The organism is Halomonas saccharevitans (genome assembly GCF_032333995.1).
Taxonomy (GTDB): domain Bacteria; phylum Pseudomonadota; class Gammaproteobacteria; order Pseudomonadales; family Halomonadaceae; genus Halomonas; species Halomonas saccharevitans.
On sequence record NZ_JAVXUR010000004.1, the window covers coordinates 106563 to 125749 of the forward strand.

Here is a 19187-nt window from a genome sequence, read left to right on the forward strand (position 1 = left end):
GAGGCGCGAACATGACGGTGCGTCGCGTCTATCTCGTCGCCGGCGAGCTCTCCGGCGACATCCTCGGCGCCGGCTTGATGCGCGCGCTTAGGGCGCGTCATCCCGGCATCGAGTTTCGCGGCATCGGCGGCCCGCGGATGATCGCGGAGGGTATCGAATCCCGCTATCCCCTGGAAACGCTTTCGGTGATGGGCCTCGTCGAGGTGCTCAAGCACCTGCCGGGGCTGGTGCGGGTGCGCCGTGCGCTGAAGCGCGATGCGCTGGCCTGGCGGCCGGACATCATGGTCGGTATCGACGCCCCGGACTTCAATCTGGGCCTCGAGCGACAGCTGCGCGAGGCCGGTATCACCACCGCCCACTACGTCAGTCCTTCCGTCTGGGCCTGGCGCCAGGGGCGCGTCAAGGGCATCGCCAAGTCCGTGGACGCCATGCTCACCTTCCTGCCCTTCGAGGCGGCCTTCTACGTGCGCCACCGGGTGCCCGTGGCCTTCGTCGGCCATCCGCTGGCCGACGAGCTGCCCCTGGAAAATGACCGGCAGGGCGCACGGACGGCCCTGGGGCTGCCGGCGCCGGAGGAGGGCGGGGCGCTGCTGGCGGTGCTGCCGGGTTCGCGCGCCAACGAAATCCGCTTTCTCGGCGAGACCTTCCTCGCGGCCGTCGAACGCCTGTGCCGGGAGCGCCCGGCGCTCTCGGTGGTGATCCCGGCCGCCACGCCGGCGCGGCGCAGCGAGCTCGAGACGCTGCTGGCGACGCGCCCGTCTCTCGCGGGGCGCGTCACCCTGATCGACGGCCGGTCGCGGGAGGCCATGGTGGCTGCCGACGCCGTACTGCTGGCCTCTGGCACCGCGGCGCTGGAGGCGATGCTCTGCCATCGGGCGATGCTGGTGGCCTACAAGATGGCGCCGGCGACCCACTGGCTGGCCAAGCGGCTGGTCAACACCGAGTGGATCTCGCTGCCCAACCTGATCGCCCGCGAGACCCTAGTGCCGGAGCTGATTCAGGACGCGGCGAGCCCGGAAGCCATTGCCGCCCAGCTCGCCGAGATGTTCGACGACGAGCCGGCACGCAAGGCCCTGGAGGCGCGCTTCGCTTCGATGCATGCGGCACTTCAGCGCGACGCCAGCCGACGCGCCAGCGAGGCCATCGAGGCGCTGGTGGAGGGGCGCGCCCTACCGGCGAGCGTGGCCTCCGAGGCGGGCGAGGCCGCGATCGTCGAGGATGAGCGATGACCGCCCGCCGTGACGGCCCGGTCGTGAAGGGCAAGACGCTGCCGCCGCTTGTGATCGACTATGCCGGCGACCGGTTGGCCGGGGTCGACGAGGTCGGCCGCGGCCCGCTGATCGGTCCGGTGGTCGCCGCGGCGGTGATCCTCGATCCCGCGCGGCCCATCGAGGGGCTGAATGACTCCAAGGCGCTCACGGCGCGGCGGCGCGAGGCGCTGGACCGTGAGATCCGCAGCCGCGCGCTGGCCTTCGCCGTGGCCGAGGCCAGCGCCGCCGAGGTCGATGCGCTCAACGTCTATCACGCGACTCATCTCGCCATGCGTCGCGCCATCGATGCCTTGGCGCTGGGGGCCGAATACCTGCTGGTGGACGGTAATCGCCTGCCCGGGCATCATGTCCCCGGCCAGGCCGTGGTCAAGGGCGATGCCCGTCATCCGGCCATCGCCGCCGCCTCGATACTGGCCAAGGTCGAGCGCGACGCCGGCATGGTGGCCCTCGATGCCCGGCATCCCGACTACGGCTTCGCCCGCCACAAGGGCTATCCGACCCGCGAGCACCTGGCCGCCCTCAAGCGCCTGGGCGCGCTGCCCGAGCACCGCCGCTCCTTCGGCCCGGTCAAGCGCCAGCTGGCGCTGCTGTGAATCACAGAGCTGCAACGAGGACACCGGCGGATCGGCCTGCGAGGAGGCGCTGTGACCCCCTCCATGGGCGCTACTTTTGCCATCCATGGCAAAAGACCTCCTCTCCGGCCGGTCCCCCGCTGCCCGGCAGCGTTTGGCTGCCATACTGAGCTCTCTTGTCGCCCCTTCACTGCCAAGTAACGAGTCCGTCATGACCGCACCCTTCGTACATCTCCGCGTGCACAGCGAATTCTCCCTGGTCGACGGCCTGGTGCGTCTCAAGCCGCTGATCAAGGCCGCCGTGGCCCAGGACCTGCCGGCCGTGACGCTGACCGACGAGGCCAACCTCTTCGGTCTGGTCAAGTTCTACACGGGCGCCCAGGGCGCCGGGCTCAAGCCGATCATCGGCAGCGACCTGTGGCTCGCCAATCCCCACGACGAGGCGCACCCCTATCGCCTGACCCTGCTGGCCATGGACGACACCGGCTATCGCAACCTCACCGAGCTGATCTCCCGGGGCTGGATGCACGGCCAGCGCCAGGGCCAGGCGCTGCTCGACAAGGCCTGGGTGCTGGAGCAGAGCGAGGGGCTGATCGCGCTCTCCGGCGGCCGGGAAGGGGAGGTGGGGCGCCATCTGCTGAGCGACCATCACGACGAGGCGCGCGAGCTGCTCGAGGCGTGGAACGCCGCCTTCCCGGGGCGCTTCTACCTGGAGCTGACCCGCACCGGCCGCGCCCTGGAAGAAGACTGCGTACACCTCTCGGTGGAGCTTGCCATCGAGACCGGCACCCCGGTGGTGGCCACCAACGACGTGCGCTTCCTCGAGCGCGAGGACTTCTGGGCTCACGAGACCCGGGTGGCCATCGGCGAGGGCAAGGCGCTGGACGACAAGCGCCGCGAGCGGCGCTACACCGAGGAGCAGTACCTCAAGAGCCCCGAGGAGATGGCCGAGCTCTTCGCCGATATCCCCGAGGCCATCGAGAACAGCGGCATGATCGCCGCGCGCTGCAACGTCGACGTGCGCCTGGGCGAGATCTTCCTGCCCGAGTTCGAGATCCCCGAGGGGCTGACCCAGGACGAGTTCTTCCGCAAGATCTCCCACGACGGCCTGACCGAGCGCCTGGACTTCCTCTTTCCGGCCGAGCGCTACCCGAGGGACGGCCAGGAGTACGCCGAGATCGACGCCCGCTACCGCGAGCGCCTCGACTTCGAGCTCAACATCATCATCCAGATGGGCTTCCCCGGCTATTTCCTGATCGTGATGGACTTCATCCAGTGGGCCAAGGACAACGACGTCCCGGTGGGCCCGGGGCGCGGTTCCGGTGCCGGCTCGCTGGTGGCCTATGCGCAGAAGATCACCGACCTCGATCCCATCGGCTACGATCTGCTGTTCGAGCGCTTCCTGAACCCCGAGCGGGTCTCGATGCCCGACTTCGACGTCGACTTCTGCATGGAGAAGCGCGATCGGGTCATCGACTACGTGGCCGACCGCTACGGCCGCGATGCCGTCTCGCAGATCGTCACCTTCGGCACCATGGCCGCCAAGGCGGTGGTGCGCGACGTGGCGCGCGCCCAGGGCAAGCCCTACTCGCTCGGCGACAAGCTCTCCAAGCTGATCCCCTTCGAGGTCGGCATGACGCTGGCCAAGGCCATCGAGACGGAGCCTGCCCTCAAGGAGTACCTCGAGGCCGACGAGGAGGCCGCCGAGATCTGGGAGATGGCGAAGAAGCTCGAGGGCATCACCCGGGGCACCGGCAAGCACGCCGGGGGCGTGGTGATCGCGCCGACCAAACTCACCGACTTCTCGCCGCTGCTCTGCGACGAGGAGGGCAACGGCCTGGTGGTGCAGTTCGACAAGAACGACATCGAGGACGCGGGCCTGGTCAAGTTCGACTTCCTGGGCCTGCGCACCCTGACCATCATCGACTGGGCGCTGGAGATGGTCGACAAGGTGCGCGCCGTCGAGGGGCAGGGCGCACTGGACATCGACACCATCCCGCTGGACGACGCCCCGACCTTCGAGATGCTCAAGAAGGCCGAGACCACGGCGGTCTTCCAGCTCGAATCCCGCGGCATGAAGGAGCTGATCAAGCGCCTGCTGCCCGATTCGCTGGAGGACATGATCGCCCTGGTGGCGCTGTTCCGCCCCGGCCCGCTGCAGTCGGGCATGGTCGACGACTTCATCAACCGCAAGCACGGCCGGGCGGAGATCTCGTATCCGCACCCGGACTACCAGCATGAGCTCCTGAAGCCAGTGCTCGGCCCCACCTACGGCATCATCCTCTACCAGGAGCAGGTGATGCAGATCGCCCAGGTGATGGCCGGCTACAGCCTGGGCCAGGCCGACATGCTGCGTCGCGCCATGGGCAAGAAGAAGCCCGAGGAGATGGCCAAGCAGCGCGCGGGCTTCATGGAGGGCTGCGCGACCAACGGCATCGATAAGGATCTCGCCGGCAACATCTTCGACCTGGTGGAGAAGTTCGCCGGTTACGGCTTCAACAAGTCGCACTCGGCGGCCTATGCGCTGGTCTCCTACCAGACCGCCTGGCTCAAGGCGCACTATCCCGGGCCCTTCATGGCCGCGGTGATGTCCACCGAGATGGACAACCTCGACAAGGTGGTGCCGCTGATCGAGGAGTGTCGCCACCTGGGGCTCACGGTGACCCCGCCGGATGTCAACGTCGGCGGCTACAAGTTTACCGTCGATGAGCAGGCGCGAGTGGTCTATGGCCTGGGTGCGATCCGCGGCGTCGGCGAGGGCCCGGTCGGCGCCATCGTCGAGGCCCGCGAGGCGGGCGGCCCCTTCGCGGATCTCTTCGACTTCTGCCGTCGGGTCGATCCCAAGCGCATGAACAAGCGCACCCTGGAGGCGCTGATCCGCTCCGGGGCGCTGGATACCCTGGGGCCGAGCCGCGCGGTGCTTACCGCGGCGCTGGAAGACGCCCTCAAGGCCGCGGCCCAGAACCAGACCAACCAGAACCTCGGCATGGTCGACATGTTCGGCGAGGCCTTCGCCGCGCCGGAAGAGGAGCAGCAGGACGCCTACGGCGACTATCGCCAGGTCCGGGAGTGGACCGACAAGGAGCGCCTGGCCGGCGAGAAGGACACCCTGGGGCTCTATCTCACCGGGCACCCCATCGACGAGTACGAGCAGGAACTCGCCCGCTTCGTCTCGACCCGCATCGGCGATCTCAAGCCGTCGCGGGAGCCCCAGCGGGTGGCCGGGCTGGTGGTCGGCGTGCGCACCATGAAGTCCAAGCGCGGCGACACCATGGCCTTCATCACCCTGGACGATCGCACCGGGCGCATCGAGGCGTCGCTGTTCGGCGAGCTCTTCGATCAGCTGCGCGGCCGGCTCGAGGCCGACCAGGTGATGATCGTCGAGGGCGAGGTCTCAAGCGACGACTACTCCGGCGGCCTGCGGCTGCGCGGCAAGGAGGTCACCCCCATGGTCGAGGCGCGCAGCCGCTTCGGACAGGCGGTGGAGCTCTCCCTGGACGGTGGTCGCCTCAACGGCCGCCTGGTCGACAGCCTGCGCGCGAGCCTCGCGCCCTACTGCGACGAGGCGGGCCTGCCGGTGCGGCTGCGCTATCGAAACGCCGAGGCCACGGGCTGGATGGAGCTTGCCGAGCAGTGGCGCGTCATCCCCTCCGATGAGCTGCTGACGGGGCTGCGTGAGGTGCAGGGTCAGGATGGCGTGCGGCTGAAGTACCGCTAGACCGGCGGTGGGCGACAGCAGCGTGCTGTGGTCCGCATGATGCCGGCGAGGGCGCCGGGGACAGGCTGAAGTGGAGGTCCGAGGACCATGGATGGCCGAGGTAGCGCCCAGGGAGGGGTTTACAGCGCCTCCACGTAAGCCTGTCGCCGGGTTAGCCCTGAGCCGCGCTTGTACCCGCTCGCTGTTGCCTTGCGCCTTGCGTTGAGGGTGCGATAATGCCTGCCACGCTTATTTTTTTGGCATCGCCCTCCCGCGTGGGAGGGGCGGTGAAACACGACAAGGCGTCTGGCCAATGAATCCGAACTATCTCGACTTCGAACAGCCCATTGCCGAGCTCCAGGCCAAGATCGAGGAGCTGCGGCTGGTCGGCAACGACAGCCAGGTCAATCTCAGCGACGAGATCGGTCGTCTCGAGGAGAAGAGCCGCAAGCTCACCGAGTCGATCTTCAGGGATCTCTCTCCCTGGCAGGTCTCCCAGCTGTCGCGGCATCCCCAGCGGCCCTACACCCTGGACTATCTCGAGCACGTCTTCACCGACTTCGACGAGCTCCACGGCGATCGCCACTTCGCCGACGATGCCGCCATCGTCGGGGGCATCGCGCGGCTGGACGACAAGCCGGTGATGGTCATTGGCCACCAGAAGGGCCGCGACGTGAAGGAGAAGGTGCGCCGCAACTTCGGCATGCCGCGCCCCGAGGGGTATCGCAAGGCGTGCCGGCTGATGGAGATGGCCGAGCGCTTCAAGATGCCGGTGCTGACCTTCATCGACACCCCCGGCGCCTATCCCGGCATCGACGCCGAGGAGCGCGGCCAGTCCGAGGCCATCGCCTACAACCTGGCGGTGATGTCGCGGCTCAAGACGCCGATTCTCGCCACCGTGGTGGGCGAGGGCGGCTCCGGCGGGGCGCTCGCCATCGGCGTCTGCGATGAGCTCGCCATGCTGCAGTACTCCACCTACTCGGTGATCTCCCCCGAGGGCTGCGCCTCCATCCTGTGGAAGAGCGCCGAGAAGGCGCCCGATGCGGCCCAGGCCATGGGCATTACCGCCGAGCGCCTCAAGGAGCTGGGCCTGGTCGATACCCTGATCGCGGAGCCGCTGGGCGGCGCCCACCGCCATCCGGTGACCACCGGCGAACGGATCAAGGCCTCGCTGCTGGCGAGTCTCGAGCGTCTCGAGGCAATGGACACGGAGACGATGCTCGAGCGCCGCTATGAGCGCCTGATGAGCTACGGCGCCCCGGTGTAGGCCCTCGATGCGCGACACAGGCGCGCTGCAGCCCCTGATCGACGACGCCCTGGCGGATACCCCGCCGGGGCGTGGTGTCTGGGTCGCCCTGTCGGGAGGCCTGGACTCCTCGCTGCTGCTGACCCTGGCGGCGGCCGCCTGCCGCCGCCACCCCCGCCCGCTGCATGCGCTGCACGTGCATCACGGCCTGCAGGCCGCCGCCGACGACTTCGAGCGCCACTGCCGACGACTCGCCTCGCGGCTCGGCGTGCCGCTGTGGATCGAGCGCGTCGATGTCGATCCGTCCGCCGGCCAGGGCTGCGAAGCGGCGGCCCGCGAGGCGCGCTATGCGGCCTTCGCCCGGCGCCTGGCGCCGGGTGAGACCCTATGGCTGGCCCAGCACGCGGACGATCAGGCCGAGACCCTGCTGCTCGCCGCCCTGCGAGGCAGCGGGGTGCGCGGCCTGGCCGGCATGCCGGCAGGCCGCGACGGGCGAGGGCATCGCCTGGCGCGTCCGCTGCTCGGCGCATCGCGGGCCACGCTCGAGGCCGAGGCGAGGCGCTGCGGGCTCGCCTGGGTGGAGGATCCCACCAACGCCGACGAGAGCCTGGATCGCAACTTCCTGCGCCACCGCGTGCTGCCGCTGCTCGAGACCCGCTGGACCGCGGCTCATCGGAGCCTCGCGCGCAGCGCGGCGCTGGCCGGCGAGGCCGATGGCCTGCTCGACGAGCTCGCCGCACTGGACCTCGAGCGCCTGGGCGACGACCCCGCCCGATTGCCTGTGGCGGGGCTCTCGGCGCTCTCCGCCCCGCGTCGCCGGCTGCTGATCCGCCATGCCTGCCAATGCCTCGGCCTTGCGACCCCGCCCGCCCGGCGCCTCGCGTCGCTGCTCGATCAGCTCGACGCCCGCGCGGACAGCGAGGTTCGGGTGGCCTGGCCCGGCGCCGAGGCGCGCGTCTGGCGGAGTCATCTCTACCTGCTGACCCCGGTCGAGGAGGGAGCGTCTGACGACGGGCGGGGCGGGTGGTTGCTGGAGTGTCCGGTGGCATGGGACGGGCAGACACCGCTCGCCACGTCGCTGGGCGAATGGGACGTCACGCTGCGTCGGGACGACGGCGCCGCGGTTTCCTTGAGAGTGGCGCCGCGCGGCGGCGGCGAGCGCCTGCGCCTGGCCGGTCGCGGGCGACGCGACCTCAAGCGGCTGCTGCAGGAACTCGACGTGCCGCCCTGGGAGCGCGGGCGGCTGCTGGTGGTCCATCACGGCGAGGAGGCGGTGGCGGTCCTGGCGCCGTCGGATGACTGGCGGCTGGTGGCCGAGGGCTGGTCAGTCGCGTGACAGCGTCAGCGTGAAGCCGGCGGCCGCCTGGTAGTCGACCTCCTGCTCCAGATCGTTGAGCAGCAGGGCCGGGTCCTCCTGGGGGGCGAGCGTCAGATGCAGCGCCTCGCCGTTGGCGTCGAGTCGCGGCACGCCGGGCGGCTGCTCGGGACGCGAGTGATTGATCAGCACGGCCAGGCGCAGCAGGCGGGCCAGCCGCGCGTGGGAGCGCTGCTCGCTCGCGGGCAGCGCCTGCCACTCCTTGACCGGGAACTTGCGCCGATGGGCGCGCACCAGGAAGGCCAGCAGCCGCTGCTCCGGGCGCGAGAAGCCGGCCAGGTCGGAGTGCTCCAGCAGGTAGGCGCCGTGGCGATGAAACTGGCTGTGTGAGACGGCCAGGCCGATCTCGTGGAGCCGGCTCGCCCAGTCGAGGAAACGGACCTCGTCGTCGTCCAGCGCCCATTTTTCGCGGACCTGCTCGCAGAGCGCCTGGGCCGTAGCGGCCACATTCTCGGCCTGGCGTGCGTCCACCCGGTAGTTGCGGGCCAGGCCGTCCAGGGTTTTGAACCGTGAATCCTCGGGGCTGTGGCGGCCCACCATGTCGTAGAGCACGCCCTCGCGCAGGGCGCCGTCGGCGTAGCGCATCTGCTCGAGGTCGAAGGCCTCGAAGATGGCGCCGAGGATCGCGATGCCCGCGGGAAAGATCCGCGAGCGGTCGGCCTTGAGCCCGGGCAGGTCGACCCTGTCCAGCTGCTTGCACTTGATCAGCTGGCGGCGCAGGTTCGCCAGTCCGTCGCGGGTGATCACCCCCTCGGGTCCCTGGCCGGCCGCCGCGATCACCGCGGCGGCGGCCTTGATGGTGCCGCTGGAGCCTACGGGGTCGCTCCAGCCCAGGCGCTGGTAGGGCCGCTGGATGTTGGCCAGCTCCGAGAGGGCGGCCAGTTCCGCGCGGCGCATGCGTTTCTCGCTGATCTCGCCGTCGTCGAAGAAGCGCCGCGTGAAGGTCACGCAGCCCATCCGCAGGCTCTCCAGGGCCAGCGGCTCGAAGTGCTCGCCGATGATGAACTCCGTGGAGCCGCCGCCGATATCGACGATCAGTCGGCGGCCGTCCTCGGCTACCGCATGGGCCGCGCCCAGATAGATCAGGCGCGCCTCCTCGCGGCCGGCGATGATCTCGATACGGCTCCCCAGCAGAGCCTCGGCGCGTTCGATCAGCGCCTGGCTGTTGCGCGCATCGCGCAGGGCATTGGTGCCGACGACGCGCAGGTCACGGCGGGCGATGCCCTCGAGGAAGGGGGCGAAGCGGGCCAGACAGTCCAGTGCCCGGGTCATGGCGTCCTCGCGCAGCACGCCGTCCTCGTCGAGTCCGGCGGCCAGCTGCACCTTCTCGCCCAGCCGGGCGACCACCTGCAGCCGGTCGTCCTGGTAGTTGGCGACCAGCAGGTGGAAGCTGTTGGAGCCGAGGTCGATGGCGGCGAGGCGGCGGGGCTCGGCGGCGGTCGCGGGGTCGCTCGCGGTGGCGGAGAACCGGTCCGTTGGCACTGTCATGGCGCGTCCTGATGGGTGATGGAAAAGAGGTTGCGGGCGGTGTCCGGCGTTGTCAATTGCCCCGTGATGGCCGCCGCGGCAGGGCTTGCGTTTGCTGGCGCCCTTGACTAATATCGAGGCGTTCGCCTGTTCCGAATGCTTCACGACCGTTCCACGGCGTTTCCGTCGCGGTCAGTATCCAAGTCGTCAGACAGCCCACTGCTTCAGCCTGCGATCCCGGCCCCGTGCCCGACATCGCTGATCAGGCGAAAACGAACCTGCTTCCTCGCTTCCGATATCGGCCCGGCACCCCTGTTCAAGGCGGCTGCCCGCCCAGGCCATTCGATGCTTCACGACGAGAGGTAGCCTGTCCGGGCTCTGAACGCATCCACAGGGCGTCATCGTCTCGCCTCCTGTCTTTCCTCACGGCGCACTGCCGCCCGGCTTCCACGAGCAAATTCTGAACACACCGATGAATCTTACCGAACTCAAGCAAAAGCCAGTTCCGGAGCTTCTGGAGCTTGCCCGCGAGATGGGCATCGACAATCTGGCGCGCTCCCGCAAGCAGGACATCATCTTCGCCATCCTCAAGAAGCATGCCAAGAGCGGTGAGCCGATCTTCGGTGATGGCGTGCTGGAGATCCTGCAGGACGGATTTGGCTTCCTGCGCAGCGCCGACAGCTCCTACCTGGCCGGCCCCGATGACATCTATGTCTCGCCGTCGCAGATTCGCCGCTTCAACCTGCGCAAGGGCGACTCCATTTCCGGCAAGATTCGTCCGCCGAAGGAGGGGGAGCGCTACTTCGCGCTGTTGAAGGTCAGCGAGATCAACTTCGACAAGCCGGAGAACGCCAAGCACAAGATCCTCTTCGAGAACCTCACGCCGCTGTTCCCTCAGGAGCGGCTGCGCATGGAGATCGGCAACGGCTCCACCGAGGATCTCACCGCCCGGATCATCGACCTCACTGCACCCATCGGCAAGGGTCAGCGCGGCCTGCTGGTCTCCCCGCCCAAGGCGGGCAAGACCCTGATGCTGCAGAACATCGCCACCTCCATCACCCGCAATAATCCCGAGTGCCACCTGATCGTGCTGCTGATCGACGAGCGCCCCGAGGAGGTGACGGAGATGTCGCGCACGGTGCGCGGCGAGGTGGTGGCCTCGACCTTCGACGAGCCGCCGGCCCGTCACGTGCAGGTGGCCGAGATGGTCATCGAGAAGGCCAAGCGCCTGGTCGAGCACAAGAAGGACGTGGTGATCCTGCTCGACTCCATCACGCGTCTGGCTCGCGCCTACAACACCGTGGTGCCGAGCTCCGGCAAGGTGCTGACCGGCGGCGTCGACGCCCACGCCCTGGAGAAGCCCAAGCGCTTCTTCGGCGCGGCGCGTAACATCGAGGAGGGCGGCAGCCTGACCATCATCGCCACGGCGCTGGTCGACACTGGCTCCAAGATGGATGAGGTGATCTTCGAGGAGTTCAAGGGCACCGGCAACATGGAGGCCCACCTCGACCGCAAGCTGGCCGAGCGTCGCGTCTACCCGGCGATGAACATTCGCCGCAGCGGCACCCGCCGCGAGGACCTGATCGCCTCCGAGGACGAGATGCAGCGCATGTGGATCCTGCGCAAGCTGCTCAATCCCATGGAGGATACGGCCGCCACCGAGTTCCTGATCGACCGCCTGAAGGATACCAAGACCAACCTGGAGTTCTTCGAGGCCATGAAGCGCCGCTGAGGTTGCTCGGACCGAGCGGGCCAGGCGGTATCGGGAAGGGGCAGCATGCTATGCTGCCCCTTCCTCGTTTTGGAGCGGGATATCCTAATGAAGTATCAGGACCTTCGCGAGTTCATCGCGGTGCTCGAGGAGCAGGGCGAGCTCACGCGCGTCACCGCCGAGGTGGACCCCTATCTCGAGATCACCGAGATCTGCGATCGCACCCTGCGGGCCGGCGGGCCGGCCCTGCTGTTCGAGAACGTCAAGGGCCACGACATGCCGCTGCTCGGCAATCTGTTCGGCACGCCGAAGCGGGTGGCCATGGGCATGGGGCAGGACTCGGTGGCCGCGCTGCGCGAGGTAGGCGAACTGCTGGCCTTCCTCAAGGAGCCGGAGCCACCCAAGGGCTTCCGCGATGCCTGGAGCAAGCTGCCGATCTTCAAGCAGATAATGAGCATGGGGCCCAAGACGGTGCGCCGGGCCCCGGTCCAGGCGCTCGTCTATGAGGGCGACGAGGTCGACCTCGATCGCCTGCCGATCCAGCACTGCTGGCCCGGGGATGCCGCGCCGCTGGTCACCTGGCCGCTGGTGATCACCCGCGGCCCCCAGAAGACCCGCCAGAACCTCGGCATCTACCGCCAGCAGAAGCTCGGCAAGAACCGGCTGATCATGCGCTGGCTCTCCCACCGCGGCGGGGCGCTCGATTTCCAGGAGTTCCAGAAGGCGCATCCCGGCGAGCCCTTCCCGGTGGCGGTGGCGCTGGGCGCCGATCCGGCCACCATCCTCGGCGCCGTGACCCCGGTACCGGACAGCCTATCCGAGTACGCCTTCGCCGGGCTCTTGCGCGGCTCGCGCACCGAGCTCGTCAAGTGCGGCCACGCCGACCTGCAGGTGCCGGCCTCCGCCGAGATCATCCTCGAGGGCTTCATCTATCCGGACGACAGGGCGCCCGAGGGGCCCTATGGCGACCACACCGGCTACTACAACGAGGTCGAACAGTTCCCGGTGTTCACGGTGACGCGCATGACCATGCGCGAGAACGCCATCTACCACTCCACCTACACCGGCCGGCCGCCCGACGAGCCGGCGATCCTGGGGCTGGCCCTCAACGAGGTGTTCGTGCCGATCCTGCGTCGCCAGTTCCCCGAGATCGTCGACTTCTACCTGCCGCCCGAGGGCTGCTCCTACCGCATGGCGGTGGTGACCATGAAGAAGCAGTACCCAGGGCATGCCAAGCGGGTGATGATGGGCGTGTGGAGCTTCCTGCGCCAGTTCATGTACACCAAGTTCGTGGTGGTGCTCGACGACGACGTCGACGCCCGCGACTGGAAGGACGTGATCTGGGCCATCACCACCCGCATGGATCCCGCCCGGGACACCGTGATGGTGGAGAACACCCCCATCGACTATCTGGATTTCGCCTCTCCCGTGGCCGGCCTGGGCTCCAAGATGGGCCTGGACGCCACCAACAAGTGGCGCGGCGAGACCGATCGCGAGTGGGGCACGCCCATCGTCATGGACGAGGCCGTCAAGGCCCGCGTCAGCGAGCGCTGGAACGACCTGGGCATCACGCTTTCTCCTGATAACGACACGAGGCATTCATGACGCCAAGGACCCTGACCTGCCTGGTCACCGAGGTCGAGGACCTCACCCCGGACGTCTTCCGCGTCCAGCTCGAGGGCCGCGCCGAGGCCGTGGCCCACGACCCCGGCCAGTACCTGGAGCTCAAACTCGCCGAGGACATCTGGGTGCCGTTCTCCATCGCCAACGCCCACGCCGGCGATGGCACGATCGAGCTGCACATCCAGCACTGGCCGGAGCGCGACAACTCCGCGCGGCTGCGCGAGCTGATGCAGGTCGCCGAGCGGCTGACCGTGCGCCTGCCCGGTGGCGATTGCGTGCTGGACCCGGACAGCACGCGCCCGCTGCTGCTGGTCGCCGCCGGCACCGGCTTCTCGCAGATGAAGGCAATCGCCGAGGCGGCCCTGCACCAGGACCCCGATCGGGAGATCGATCTCTGGTGGGCGGCCCGTGAGCGCCGTGACCTCTACCTGGAGCGCCTGCCCCGCGAGTGGGCGGAGGGGCATGCCAACCTGCGCTTCCACGTCGTGACCGAGGTCCCGCCGGAGCAGGCCATCGAAGGAGCGCACGTTCACGCCCATCATGACCGCATCGATCGGGCGTTGGCGACCGGCCTCGAGGACGTCTCCGGCCACGATGTCTACGTCTCCGGTTCGCCGGGCATGGTCTACGCCTGCGTCGACGTGCTGGCCTCATTGGGCCTCGAGGCCTCGCGAGTCTTCTCGGACGTCTTCGCCTACGCCCCCCGCGATCCCATCGTGCCCACCGCGGGCAGCCTGTTGCGAGAGGGCGGTTCATGAGCGCCTCGCCGATCCTGATTACCGGCGGGGCCCAGCGCCTGGGGCGCCACTGCGCGGAGCGCCTGCGCGACGACGGCCATCCGGTGATCATCAGCTATCGGCGTGAGCGCGAGGAACTCGAGGCGCTGCGCGCCCAGGGCATCGTTACCCTGCCGGCAGACTTCTCGAGCGAGGCGGGCATCATGGATTTCCTCGAGCGGCTCAAGGCCGAGACCTCCTCGCTGCGCGCCATCGTCCACAACGCCAGCGACTGGGCGCCGGACAGCAGCGGCGACGATGCCGGCGCCAACTTCGAGCGGCTGTTTCGCGTGCACATGCTGGCGCCCTACCTGATCAACCTGCACGCCCGCGAGCTGCTCGAGGCGTGCAGCGAGCCCCAGCGCGACATCGTGCACCTGACCGACTACGTGGTGCAGAAGGGCTCTCGCAAGCACGCCGCCTACGCCGCCACCAAGGCGGGGCTGGATAACCTGACGCTCTCCTTTGCGGCCATGTTCGCGCCGAAGGTCCAGGTCAACGCCATCGCCCCGGCGATGATCATGCTCAACCAGGGCGACGACGAGGCCTACGCCGAGAAGGCGCGCGCCAAGTCGGCCATGGAGATGATTCCCGGGCCCGGCGTGATCTATCAGAGCCTGCGCTACCTGCTCGACAACCGCTTCGTGACGGGCATCACCCTGCCAGTCGATGGCGGGCGGCATCTTCGCTAGAATGGCCGACACCCCTGATGACAACCCCGAAGAGGATAACGACATGGCGGGACACGACGAGAACTTCAAGGATGACAGCGGCCTGCTGGCCGTCTTCCTGGGCCTGGCGGTGCTGCTGGGCATGAGCGCTCTGCCGGCCACCATCGGCTGGGTCCAGCTCGCGACCGGCTGATCGCCGTCGCGCGCCGCCCCTTGCCGAGGCCGCCCCGATACGGCACGATGGCAATATCGCTCAGGAGATGACCATGACACCCGCCCCGTACCCGACCCTTCGCTGCCTCGACGACGCCCCGCGTCGCGACGGTGCGTGCGAGGGCGCCCGGGTCGGCGAGGCGGAGCTGCAGGGCTTCCAGGGCTGGTATGGCTACTGGTTTATCACCGGTGTGCCGGTGGCCATGTCCTGAGCCGCACCAAGGACAGCGTCACGAGGCACGCCCACCGGGTTGCCTCCTCCCAGAACCCCCGGACGGCAACCCCGCCCGGGGGTTCTGCGTTTCACGGCATTCGACACCATCGACGACAGACAAGGAGAGAGATCATGACCGCATCCATCGCCATTCGCCTGACCCGGGGCTTCGTGGGCTATTACGGCTATTGGCGATTTAGCGAGCTGCGGTCGGCTCACTCTGCCACGCCCGACCGTAGCGAGATCGGTGGCTCCCGACAGACACGATGTACGATCGCTACCCGGAGTTGATGACCATGAATGCCCCCGTTTCGCTGGACCCCGCCCCGCACCAGGCCGCCCCGACGTCCGATGCCGGGACGCCCGCCGCCTCGCTGCCCACCCCGGGCGAGCTGCGCCACACGCTTCCGCTCGCCCCCGCGCTCGCCGAGCAGGTGGCGGCTCACCGTCGGGCGATCCGCGCCATTCTCGACGGTCACGATGACCGCCTGCTGGTGGTGGTCGGGCCCTGTTCCGTTGACGACCCCGAGGCCGCGCTGGACTATGCGCGCCGCCTGGCCGAGCTGGCGCCGAGGGTCGCCGATCGGCTGCTGATCGTGATGCGCGTCTACGTCGAGAAGCCGCGCACCACCGTGGGCTGGAAGGGGCTCGCCTACGACCCCGACCTGGACGGCAGCGGCGACATGGCGCGTGGCCTGCACGCTTCTCGCAAGCTGATGCGCGACATCGCCGCGCTCGGCCTGCCGGTGGCCACCGAGCTGCTGCAGCCGATGCTGGCGCCCTACCTGGACGACCTGCTCGCCTGGGTGGCGATCGGCGCCCGCACCACCGAGTCGCAGCTGCACCGCGAGGTGTCCAGCGGCCTGGAGGCCGTGGTCGGCTTCAAGAACGGTACCGGCGGTGAGCTGCAGGTCGCCCTGGATGCCATGCAGTCCGCCGCGCATCCCCATCGCCACTTCGCGATGGCCGAGGATGGCCGGCCCATGGTCCGCGAGACCGACGGCAATCCCCACACCCACCTGGTGCTGCGTGGCGGCCATGGCGAGCCCAACTACTCGGCCGCCCATGTCCGCTCGGCGCGGCGCACCCTTGAGGCGGCCGGCCTCGCCCCGCGGATCATGGTCGACTGCAGCCATGCCAACGCCCGCAAGGATCACCGCCGTCAGAGCGAGGTGCTGCTCGACGTGCTGGGTCAGCGCGAGGCCGGCGACGCCTCGCTGGTGGGCCTGATGATCGAGAGCCACCTCCACGAGGGCAAGCAGCCGCTCGCCCCGGGGCGCCAGCGCTACGGCGTCTCGGTGACCGACGCCTGCATCGGCTGGGAGACCACCGAGCACCTGCTGACGACCGCGGCGCAGCGCCTGCGGCGAGCGGCGCCGGGCGAGTAAAGAAAGCCGAGCGGCCCCGGGCGATTGCAAGAAGGGCCGCGCCTGTACCCGGGGAGGCGATGTGCGGATAATCGCCGCATCGTCTCTCTTCGCACAGGTCCTCCATGACGTTTCGCTTCGAACACCATGATCCCGCCACCTACCGCCGCCTCTCCCGCCTGACGGGCCTGGCCATGGCCGGCCAGCTGATCGTCTTCGGGCTGCTGTTCTCGCAGCTGCTCGTCGCGGCCTTCGGCGGCAGCCTCTGGATCAATGCCCTGGGCGTGCTGCTGGGCCTGGCCGCCACCAGCCTGGTCTTTGCCGTGCTGCGACAGCGGCCTTGGATGGCCGGCATCCGCTACGTCTGGCGCCTCAAGCATCATCTGGCGCGGGTCAGCGCCTACCTGCCGGCCCTGCGCCGCGGCATGGGCGAGGGTGACGAGGCGGCGCTGGCGGTGCTGGCCTTCTACCACCAGGGCATGGCCCAGCTCTCCGAGCTCGAGGGGCGCACCCTCGACGACGATGCCGAGCTGCTCGCCGAGCGCGAGGTGGTCCGTCACGCCCGCCGCGAGAGGGGACTTTCCGAGCGCGTCGAGGGCTTCGAGCTCGAGGACCTGAGCGCCTTCCGCAAGGGCTAGGGCGTGGCTGGGGTCATCGCCCTGTCACCTTCTCGATCTAGGCTCGACTCGTCGACCCGAAGGCGCCCGCGGCGCCTCGCCCCCTGACGAGGAGAGCAGCATGAGCAAGGAAATCGAGGAACATCGTGTCTTGAACCCCAGCAGCAATGAGCCCTTTGACGCAGTGCTCGCTCGTCATGTCTCCCGGCGCAGCGTGATGCGCGGCGGCCTGGGGCTGGCGGCCGCCTCGATGTTGGGGTTCGGCGGCGCTGCCCAGGCGCTGGCGTCGGGCGGCGCGAAGAAGACGCCGCTGAGCCTCGCCTTCGAGTCGGTGCGCGGCTCGCGCACCGATGCCGTGGTGGTCCCCGCCGGCTATACCGCCCAGGTGCTGGTGCCCTGGGGCACGCCGCTGCATGATCAGGCGTCGGCGTGGCACGATGGGCTGGCCATGACCCCGAAGCGCCAGGCGGAGAGCGTCGGCATGCACCACGACGGCATGCACGGCTTCGCGCTCGAGTCGTCGAGCGCCTCGCGTCGCTTCGTGCTGGCGCTCAACAACGAGTACATCGATCAGCAGGCGCTCTGGGCGCCTCAGGGTGGGCCCACCAACGCCGAGGAAGGCGCTCGTCCCGCCGACGAGTCGCGCACCGAGATCAACGCCCACGGCGTGACCCTGGTCGAGGTGGTGCGCTCCGCCGATGGCCACTGGAGTCATGTGGCCGACTCGCCCTACAACCGCCGCTTCACCAGCGCGAGCGACATGCAGCTGTCCGGCCCCGTCGCCGGCAGCGACTATGTGCGCACGCCGTTCTCGCCGGAGGGCGTGCTTTGCCGTGGCACCAACAACAACTGCGGTAACGGCTACACCCCATGGGGCACCTACCTGGCCTGCGAGGAGAACTGGCCCAACGTCTTCGTCAACACGGGAACACGCTTCCGCGACGATGCCCGCATCGGCATACCCACCGTGCGGGGCCGTTATGGGTGGGAGACCTCCGCCGGCGATGCCTCCGAACGCGAAGGGGAATTTGCGCGGTTCGACATTACCCCGCGGGGCGCGAGTGCGCTCGATGACTACCGCAACGAGGCGCGCACCTTCGGCTACCAGGTGGAGATCGACCCCTATAGCGGCGAGCGTGCCGTGAAGCGCACTGCCCTGGGGCGCTTTCGTCACGAGGGCTGCTGGCTGGGCAAGCTCGTGCCGGGCAAGCCGGTGGTCTTCTACTCCGGCCACGATGCGCGCAACGAGTACGTCTACAAGTTCGTCTCCGACGCCGCCTGGGCCCCGGCCGATGCCAATCGCCCCGGCGAGGCCTACGATCGCCTGGCCATCGGCGCGAAGTATCTGGACGAAGGCACCCTCTACGCCGCCCGCTTCGAGGCCGACGGCCGCGGCGAATGGCTGCCGCTGACGCCGCAGGCCCGCACGCGCGATGGTCGCTGCCTGCACGAGGCGCTGGGGTTGGCCGCCGATGATCTGGCCGGCATCATCGTCAACACCTGCGACGCCGCCGATCTGATGGGCGCCACGCCCATGGACCGCCCGGAGTGGGCCAGCGTAGACCCGGCCTCCGGCGAGGTTTACCTCACGCTGACCAATAACAGTAAGCGCACCGGCGACGGCAGCACGGCGACCTATACCAACGATGGCGGCTCGCTCGACGAGCCGGGCGTGGGCTTCGCCACCGCGCCGGTGAACGCCGCCAACCCGCGTGCCGAGAACGGTGCCGGGCACATCATCCGCTGGCGAGAGCGTGACGACGTGGCGGCCTTCGACTGGGAGGTGTTCGTCTTCGGCGCGGCGGCCGACGATGCCGACAACCTCTCCGGTCTGACCGAGGCCAACCAGTTCGCCAGCCCCGACGGCCTGTGGTTCGATGACCGCGGCGAGGGCGAGGGCATCCTGTGGATCCAGACCGACAACGGCTATGAAGGCGTCGCCGAGCACACCAACGACCAGGTGCTGGCGGTGGTGCCCGGCGTCCTGGGGGCAGGTGAGGATGCGCCTTCGGTGGTGAATACGGGCAACCAGCAGGGGCTCCAGCGCTTCGCCGTGGGGCCCAACGGCGCCGAGGTGACCGGCATCTTCGCCACCCCGGATCGCACGGCGCTGTTCATTAACATCCAGCACCCGGGCAACTGGCCGGCATCTCAGGACGCGACCGAGCCGGCGTCGGGCAGCGTGCGTCCGCGGGCGGCGACCGTGGTGATCCAGAAACGCGATGGCGGGCCGATCGGCGTCTGATCCTCGCCGCCTCCGTTCGCAAGCAGGCCCCTGCCATCGGCAGGGGCCTTTCTCGTTCAGGGGCCCGCCAGGTCGCTGCCGCGACGCCAGTGCGACATCGCCCACGGCCTCTTTCTCGCTGC

At 69.0% G+C, this 19187-nt stretch carries 15 protein-coding genes; 14 read left to right on the top strand and 1 reads right to left on the bottom strand.

The window, feature by feature from the left end:
• Nucleotides 1-11 precede the first annotated feature (11 nt).
• The 5 genes from lpxB to tilS all read left to right on the top strand — a co-directional run bounded on the left by lpxB (nucleotide 12) and on the right by tilS (nucleotide 8122).
• The gene (gene lpxB, locus RSO68_RS10990) at nucleotides 12-1229 is read left to right on the top strand and encodes a lipid-A-disaccharide synthase (RefSeq protein WP_315586623.1); all 1218 of its coding nucleotides are present in this window, start codon (nucleotides 12-14) and stop codon (nucleotides 1227-1229) included.
• Entirely contained in the window at nucleotides 1226-1864 is a 639-nt protein-coding gene (gene rnhB / locus RSO68_RS10995; protein WP_315586624.1) for a ribonuclease HII, read from the top strand. Before lpxB ends, rnhB begins: the two co-directional genes overlap by 4 nt.
• 190 nt (nucleotides 1865-2054) lie before the next feature.
• Nucleotides 2055-5561, top strand: coding sequence for a DNA polymerase III subunit alpha (gene dnaE / locus RSO68_RS11000; RefSeq protein ID WP_315586625.1), 3507 nt, complete (start codon nucleotides 2055-2057; stop codon nucleotides 5559-5561).
• 292 nt (nucleotides 5562-5853) lie between these two features.
• Nucleotides 5854-6807: an acetyl-CoA carboxylase carboxyl transferase subunit alpha gene (gene accA, locus RSO68_RS11005; RefSeq protein WP_089850286.1), complete on the top strand. Its 954-nt coding sequence runs from the start codon at nucleotides 5854-5856 to the stop codon at nucleotides 6805-6807.
• A gap of 7 nt (nucleotides 6808-6814) precedes the next feature.
• Nucleotides 6815-8122, top strand: a complete 1308-nt coding sequence (tilS, locus tag RSO68_RS11010; RefSeq protein WP_315586626.1) for a tRNA lysidine(34) synthetase TilS — start codon at nucleotides 6815-6817, stop codon at nucleotides 8120-8122.
• Here tilS and ppx read toward each other — a convergent pair.
• Nucleotides 8111-9649 (bottom strand): exopolyphosphatase, encoded by a 1539-nt coding sequence (ppx, locus tag RSO68_RS11015; protein ID WP_315586627.1) that lies wholly within the window; start codon nucleotides 9647-9649, stop codon nucleotides 8111-8113. The two genes, tilS and ppx, sit on opposite strands and share 12 nt — an antisense overlap.
• Nucleotides 9650-10100: 451 nt before the next feature.
• On the opposite strand from ppx, the gene rho reads away from it, so the two are divergent.
• The 9 genes from rho to RSO68_RS11060 all read left to right on the top strand — a co-directional run bounded on the left by rho (nucleotide 10101) and on the right by RSO68_RS11060 (nucleotide 19065).
• On the top strand, nucleotides 10101-11360 hold the full coding sequence (gene rho / locus RSO68_RS11020) for a transcription termination factor Rho (protein WP_089850291.1): 1260 nt from the start codon (nucleotides 10101-10103) through the stop codon (nucleotides 11358-11360).
• Between the two features lie 87 nt (nucleotides 11361-11447).
• On the top strand, nucleotides 11448-12944 hold the full coding sequence (gene ubiD / locus RSO68_RS11025; RefSeq protein ID WP_089850293.1) for a 4-hydroxy-3-polyprenylbenzoate decarboxylase: 1497 nt from the start codon (nucleotides 11448-11450) through the stop codon (nucleotides 12942-12944).
• A complete protein-coding gene (locus tag RSO68_RS11030) occupies nucleotides 12941-13720 on the top strand; it encodes an NAD(P)H-flavin reductase (RefSeq protein ID WP_315586628.1) in 780 nt (259 codons plus the stop codon). The genes ubiD and RSO68_RS11030 overlap by 4 nt, the downstream gene beginning before the upstream one ends.
• Nucleotides 13717-14430 carry a dihydromonapterin reductase gene (gene folM, locus RSO68_RS11035; RefSeq protein ID WP_089850298.1) on the top strand — a complete coding sequence of 238 codons (714 nt, stop codon included), beginning with the start codon at nucleotides 13717-13719 and terminating at the stop codon, nucleotides 14428-14430. The genes RSO68_RS11030 and folM overlap by 4 nt, the downstream gene beginning before the upstream one ends.
• Nucleotides 14431-14473: 43 nt before the next feature.
• Nucleotides 14474-14602 (top strand): hypothetical protein, encoded by a 129-nt coding sequence (locus tag RSO68_RS11040; RefSeq protein ID WP_281245187.1) that lies wholly within the window; start codon nucleotides 14474-14476, stop codon nucleotides 14600-14602.
• A 73-nt stretch (nucleotides 14603-14675) separates the two neighbouring features.
• Nucleotides 14676-14834, top strand: a complete 159-nt coding sequence (locus RSO68_RS11045) for a hypothetical protein (RefSeq protein ID WP_315586629.1) — start codon at nucleotides 14676-14678, stop codon at nucleotides 14832-14834.
• 298 nt (nucleotides 14835-15132) lie between these two features.
• On the top strand, nucleotides 15133-16224 hold the full coding sequence (locus RSO68_RS11050) for a 3-deoxy-7-phosphoheptulonate synthase (RefSeq protein WP_315586630.1): 1092 nt from the start codon (nucleotides 15133-15135) through the stop codon (nucleotides 16222-16224).
• A gap of 104 nt (nucleotides 16225-16328) precedes the next feature.
• Nucleotides 16329-16841 (top strand): DUF3087 family protein, encoded by a 513-nt coding sequence (locus RSO68_RS11055; protein WP_089850300.1) that lies wholly within the window; start codon nucleotides 16329-16331, stop codon nucleotides 16839-16841.
• 100 nt (nucleotides 16842-16941) lie between these two features.
• Complete coding sequence (locus RSO68_RS11060; RefSeq protein ID WP_315586631.1) at nucleotides 16942-19065, top strand: PhoX family protein; 2124 nt, start codon at nucleotides 16942-16944, stop codon at nucleotides 19063-19065.
• Nucleotides 19066-19187: the final 122 nt, after the last annotated feature.

Bases quoted from the DNA above. Each gene is read 5' to 3' on its own strand.
- lpxB (WP_315586623.1), top strand. From the start codon at position 12: ATGACGGTGCGTCGCGTCTATCTCGTCGCCGGCGAGCTCTCCGGCGAC.
- rnhB (WP_315586624.1), top strand. From the start codon at position 1,226: ATGACCGCCCGCCGTGACGGCCCGGTCGTGAAGGGCAAGACGCTGCCG.
- dnaE (WP_315586625.1), top strand. From the start codon at position 2,055: ATGACCGCACCCTTCGTACATCTCCGCGTGCACAGCGAATTCTCCCTG.
- accA (WP_089850286.1), top strand. From the start codon at position 5,854: ATGAATCCGAACTATCTCGACTTCGAACAGCCCATTGCCGAGCTCCAG.
- tilS (WP_315586626.1), top strand. From the start codon at position 6,815: ATGCGCGACACAGGCGCGCTGCAGCCCCTGATCGACGACGCCCTGGCG.
- ppx (WP_315586627.1), bottom strand. From the start codon at position 9,649: ATGACAGTGCCAACGGACCGGTTCTCCGCCACCGCGAGCGACCCCGCG.
- rho (WP_089850291.1), top strand. From the start codon at position 10,101: ATGAATCTTACCGAACTCAAGCAAAAGCCAGTTCCGGAGCTTCTGGAG.
- ubiD (WP_089850293.1), top strand. From the start codon at position 11,448: ATGAAGTATCAGGACCTTCGCGAGTTCATCGCGGTGCTCGAGGAGCAG.
- RSO68_RS11030 (WP_315586628.1), top strand. From the start codon at position 12,941: ATGACGCCAAGGACCCTGACCTGCCTGGTCACCGAGGTCGAGGACCTC.
- folM (WP_089850298.1), top strand. From the start codon at position 13,717: ATGAGCGCCTCGCCGATCCTGATTACCGGCGGGGCCCAGCGCCTGGGG.
- RSO68_RS11040 (WP_281245187.1), top strand. From the start codon at position 14,474: ATGGCGGGACACGACGAGAACTTCAAGGATGACAGCGGCCTGCTGGCC.
- RSO68_RS11045 (WP_315586629.1), top strand. From the start codon at position 14,676: ATGACACCCGCCCCGTACCCGACCCTTCGCTGCCTCGACGACGCCCCG.
- RSO68_RS11050 (WP_315586630.1), top strand. From the start codon at position 15,133: ATGAATGCCCCCGTTTCGCTGGACCCCGCCCCGCACCAGGCCGCCCCG.
- RSO68_RS11055 (WP_089850300.1), top strand. From the start codon at position 16,329: ATGACGTTTCGCTTCGAACACCATGATCCCGCCACCTACCGCCGCCTC.
- RSO68_RS11060 (WP_315586631.1), top strand. From the start codon at position 16,942: ATGAGCAAGGAAATCGAGGAACATCGTGTCTTGAACCCCAGCAGCAAT.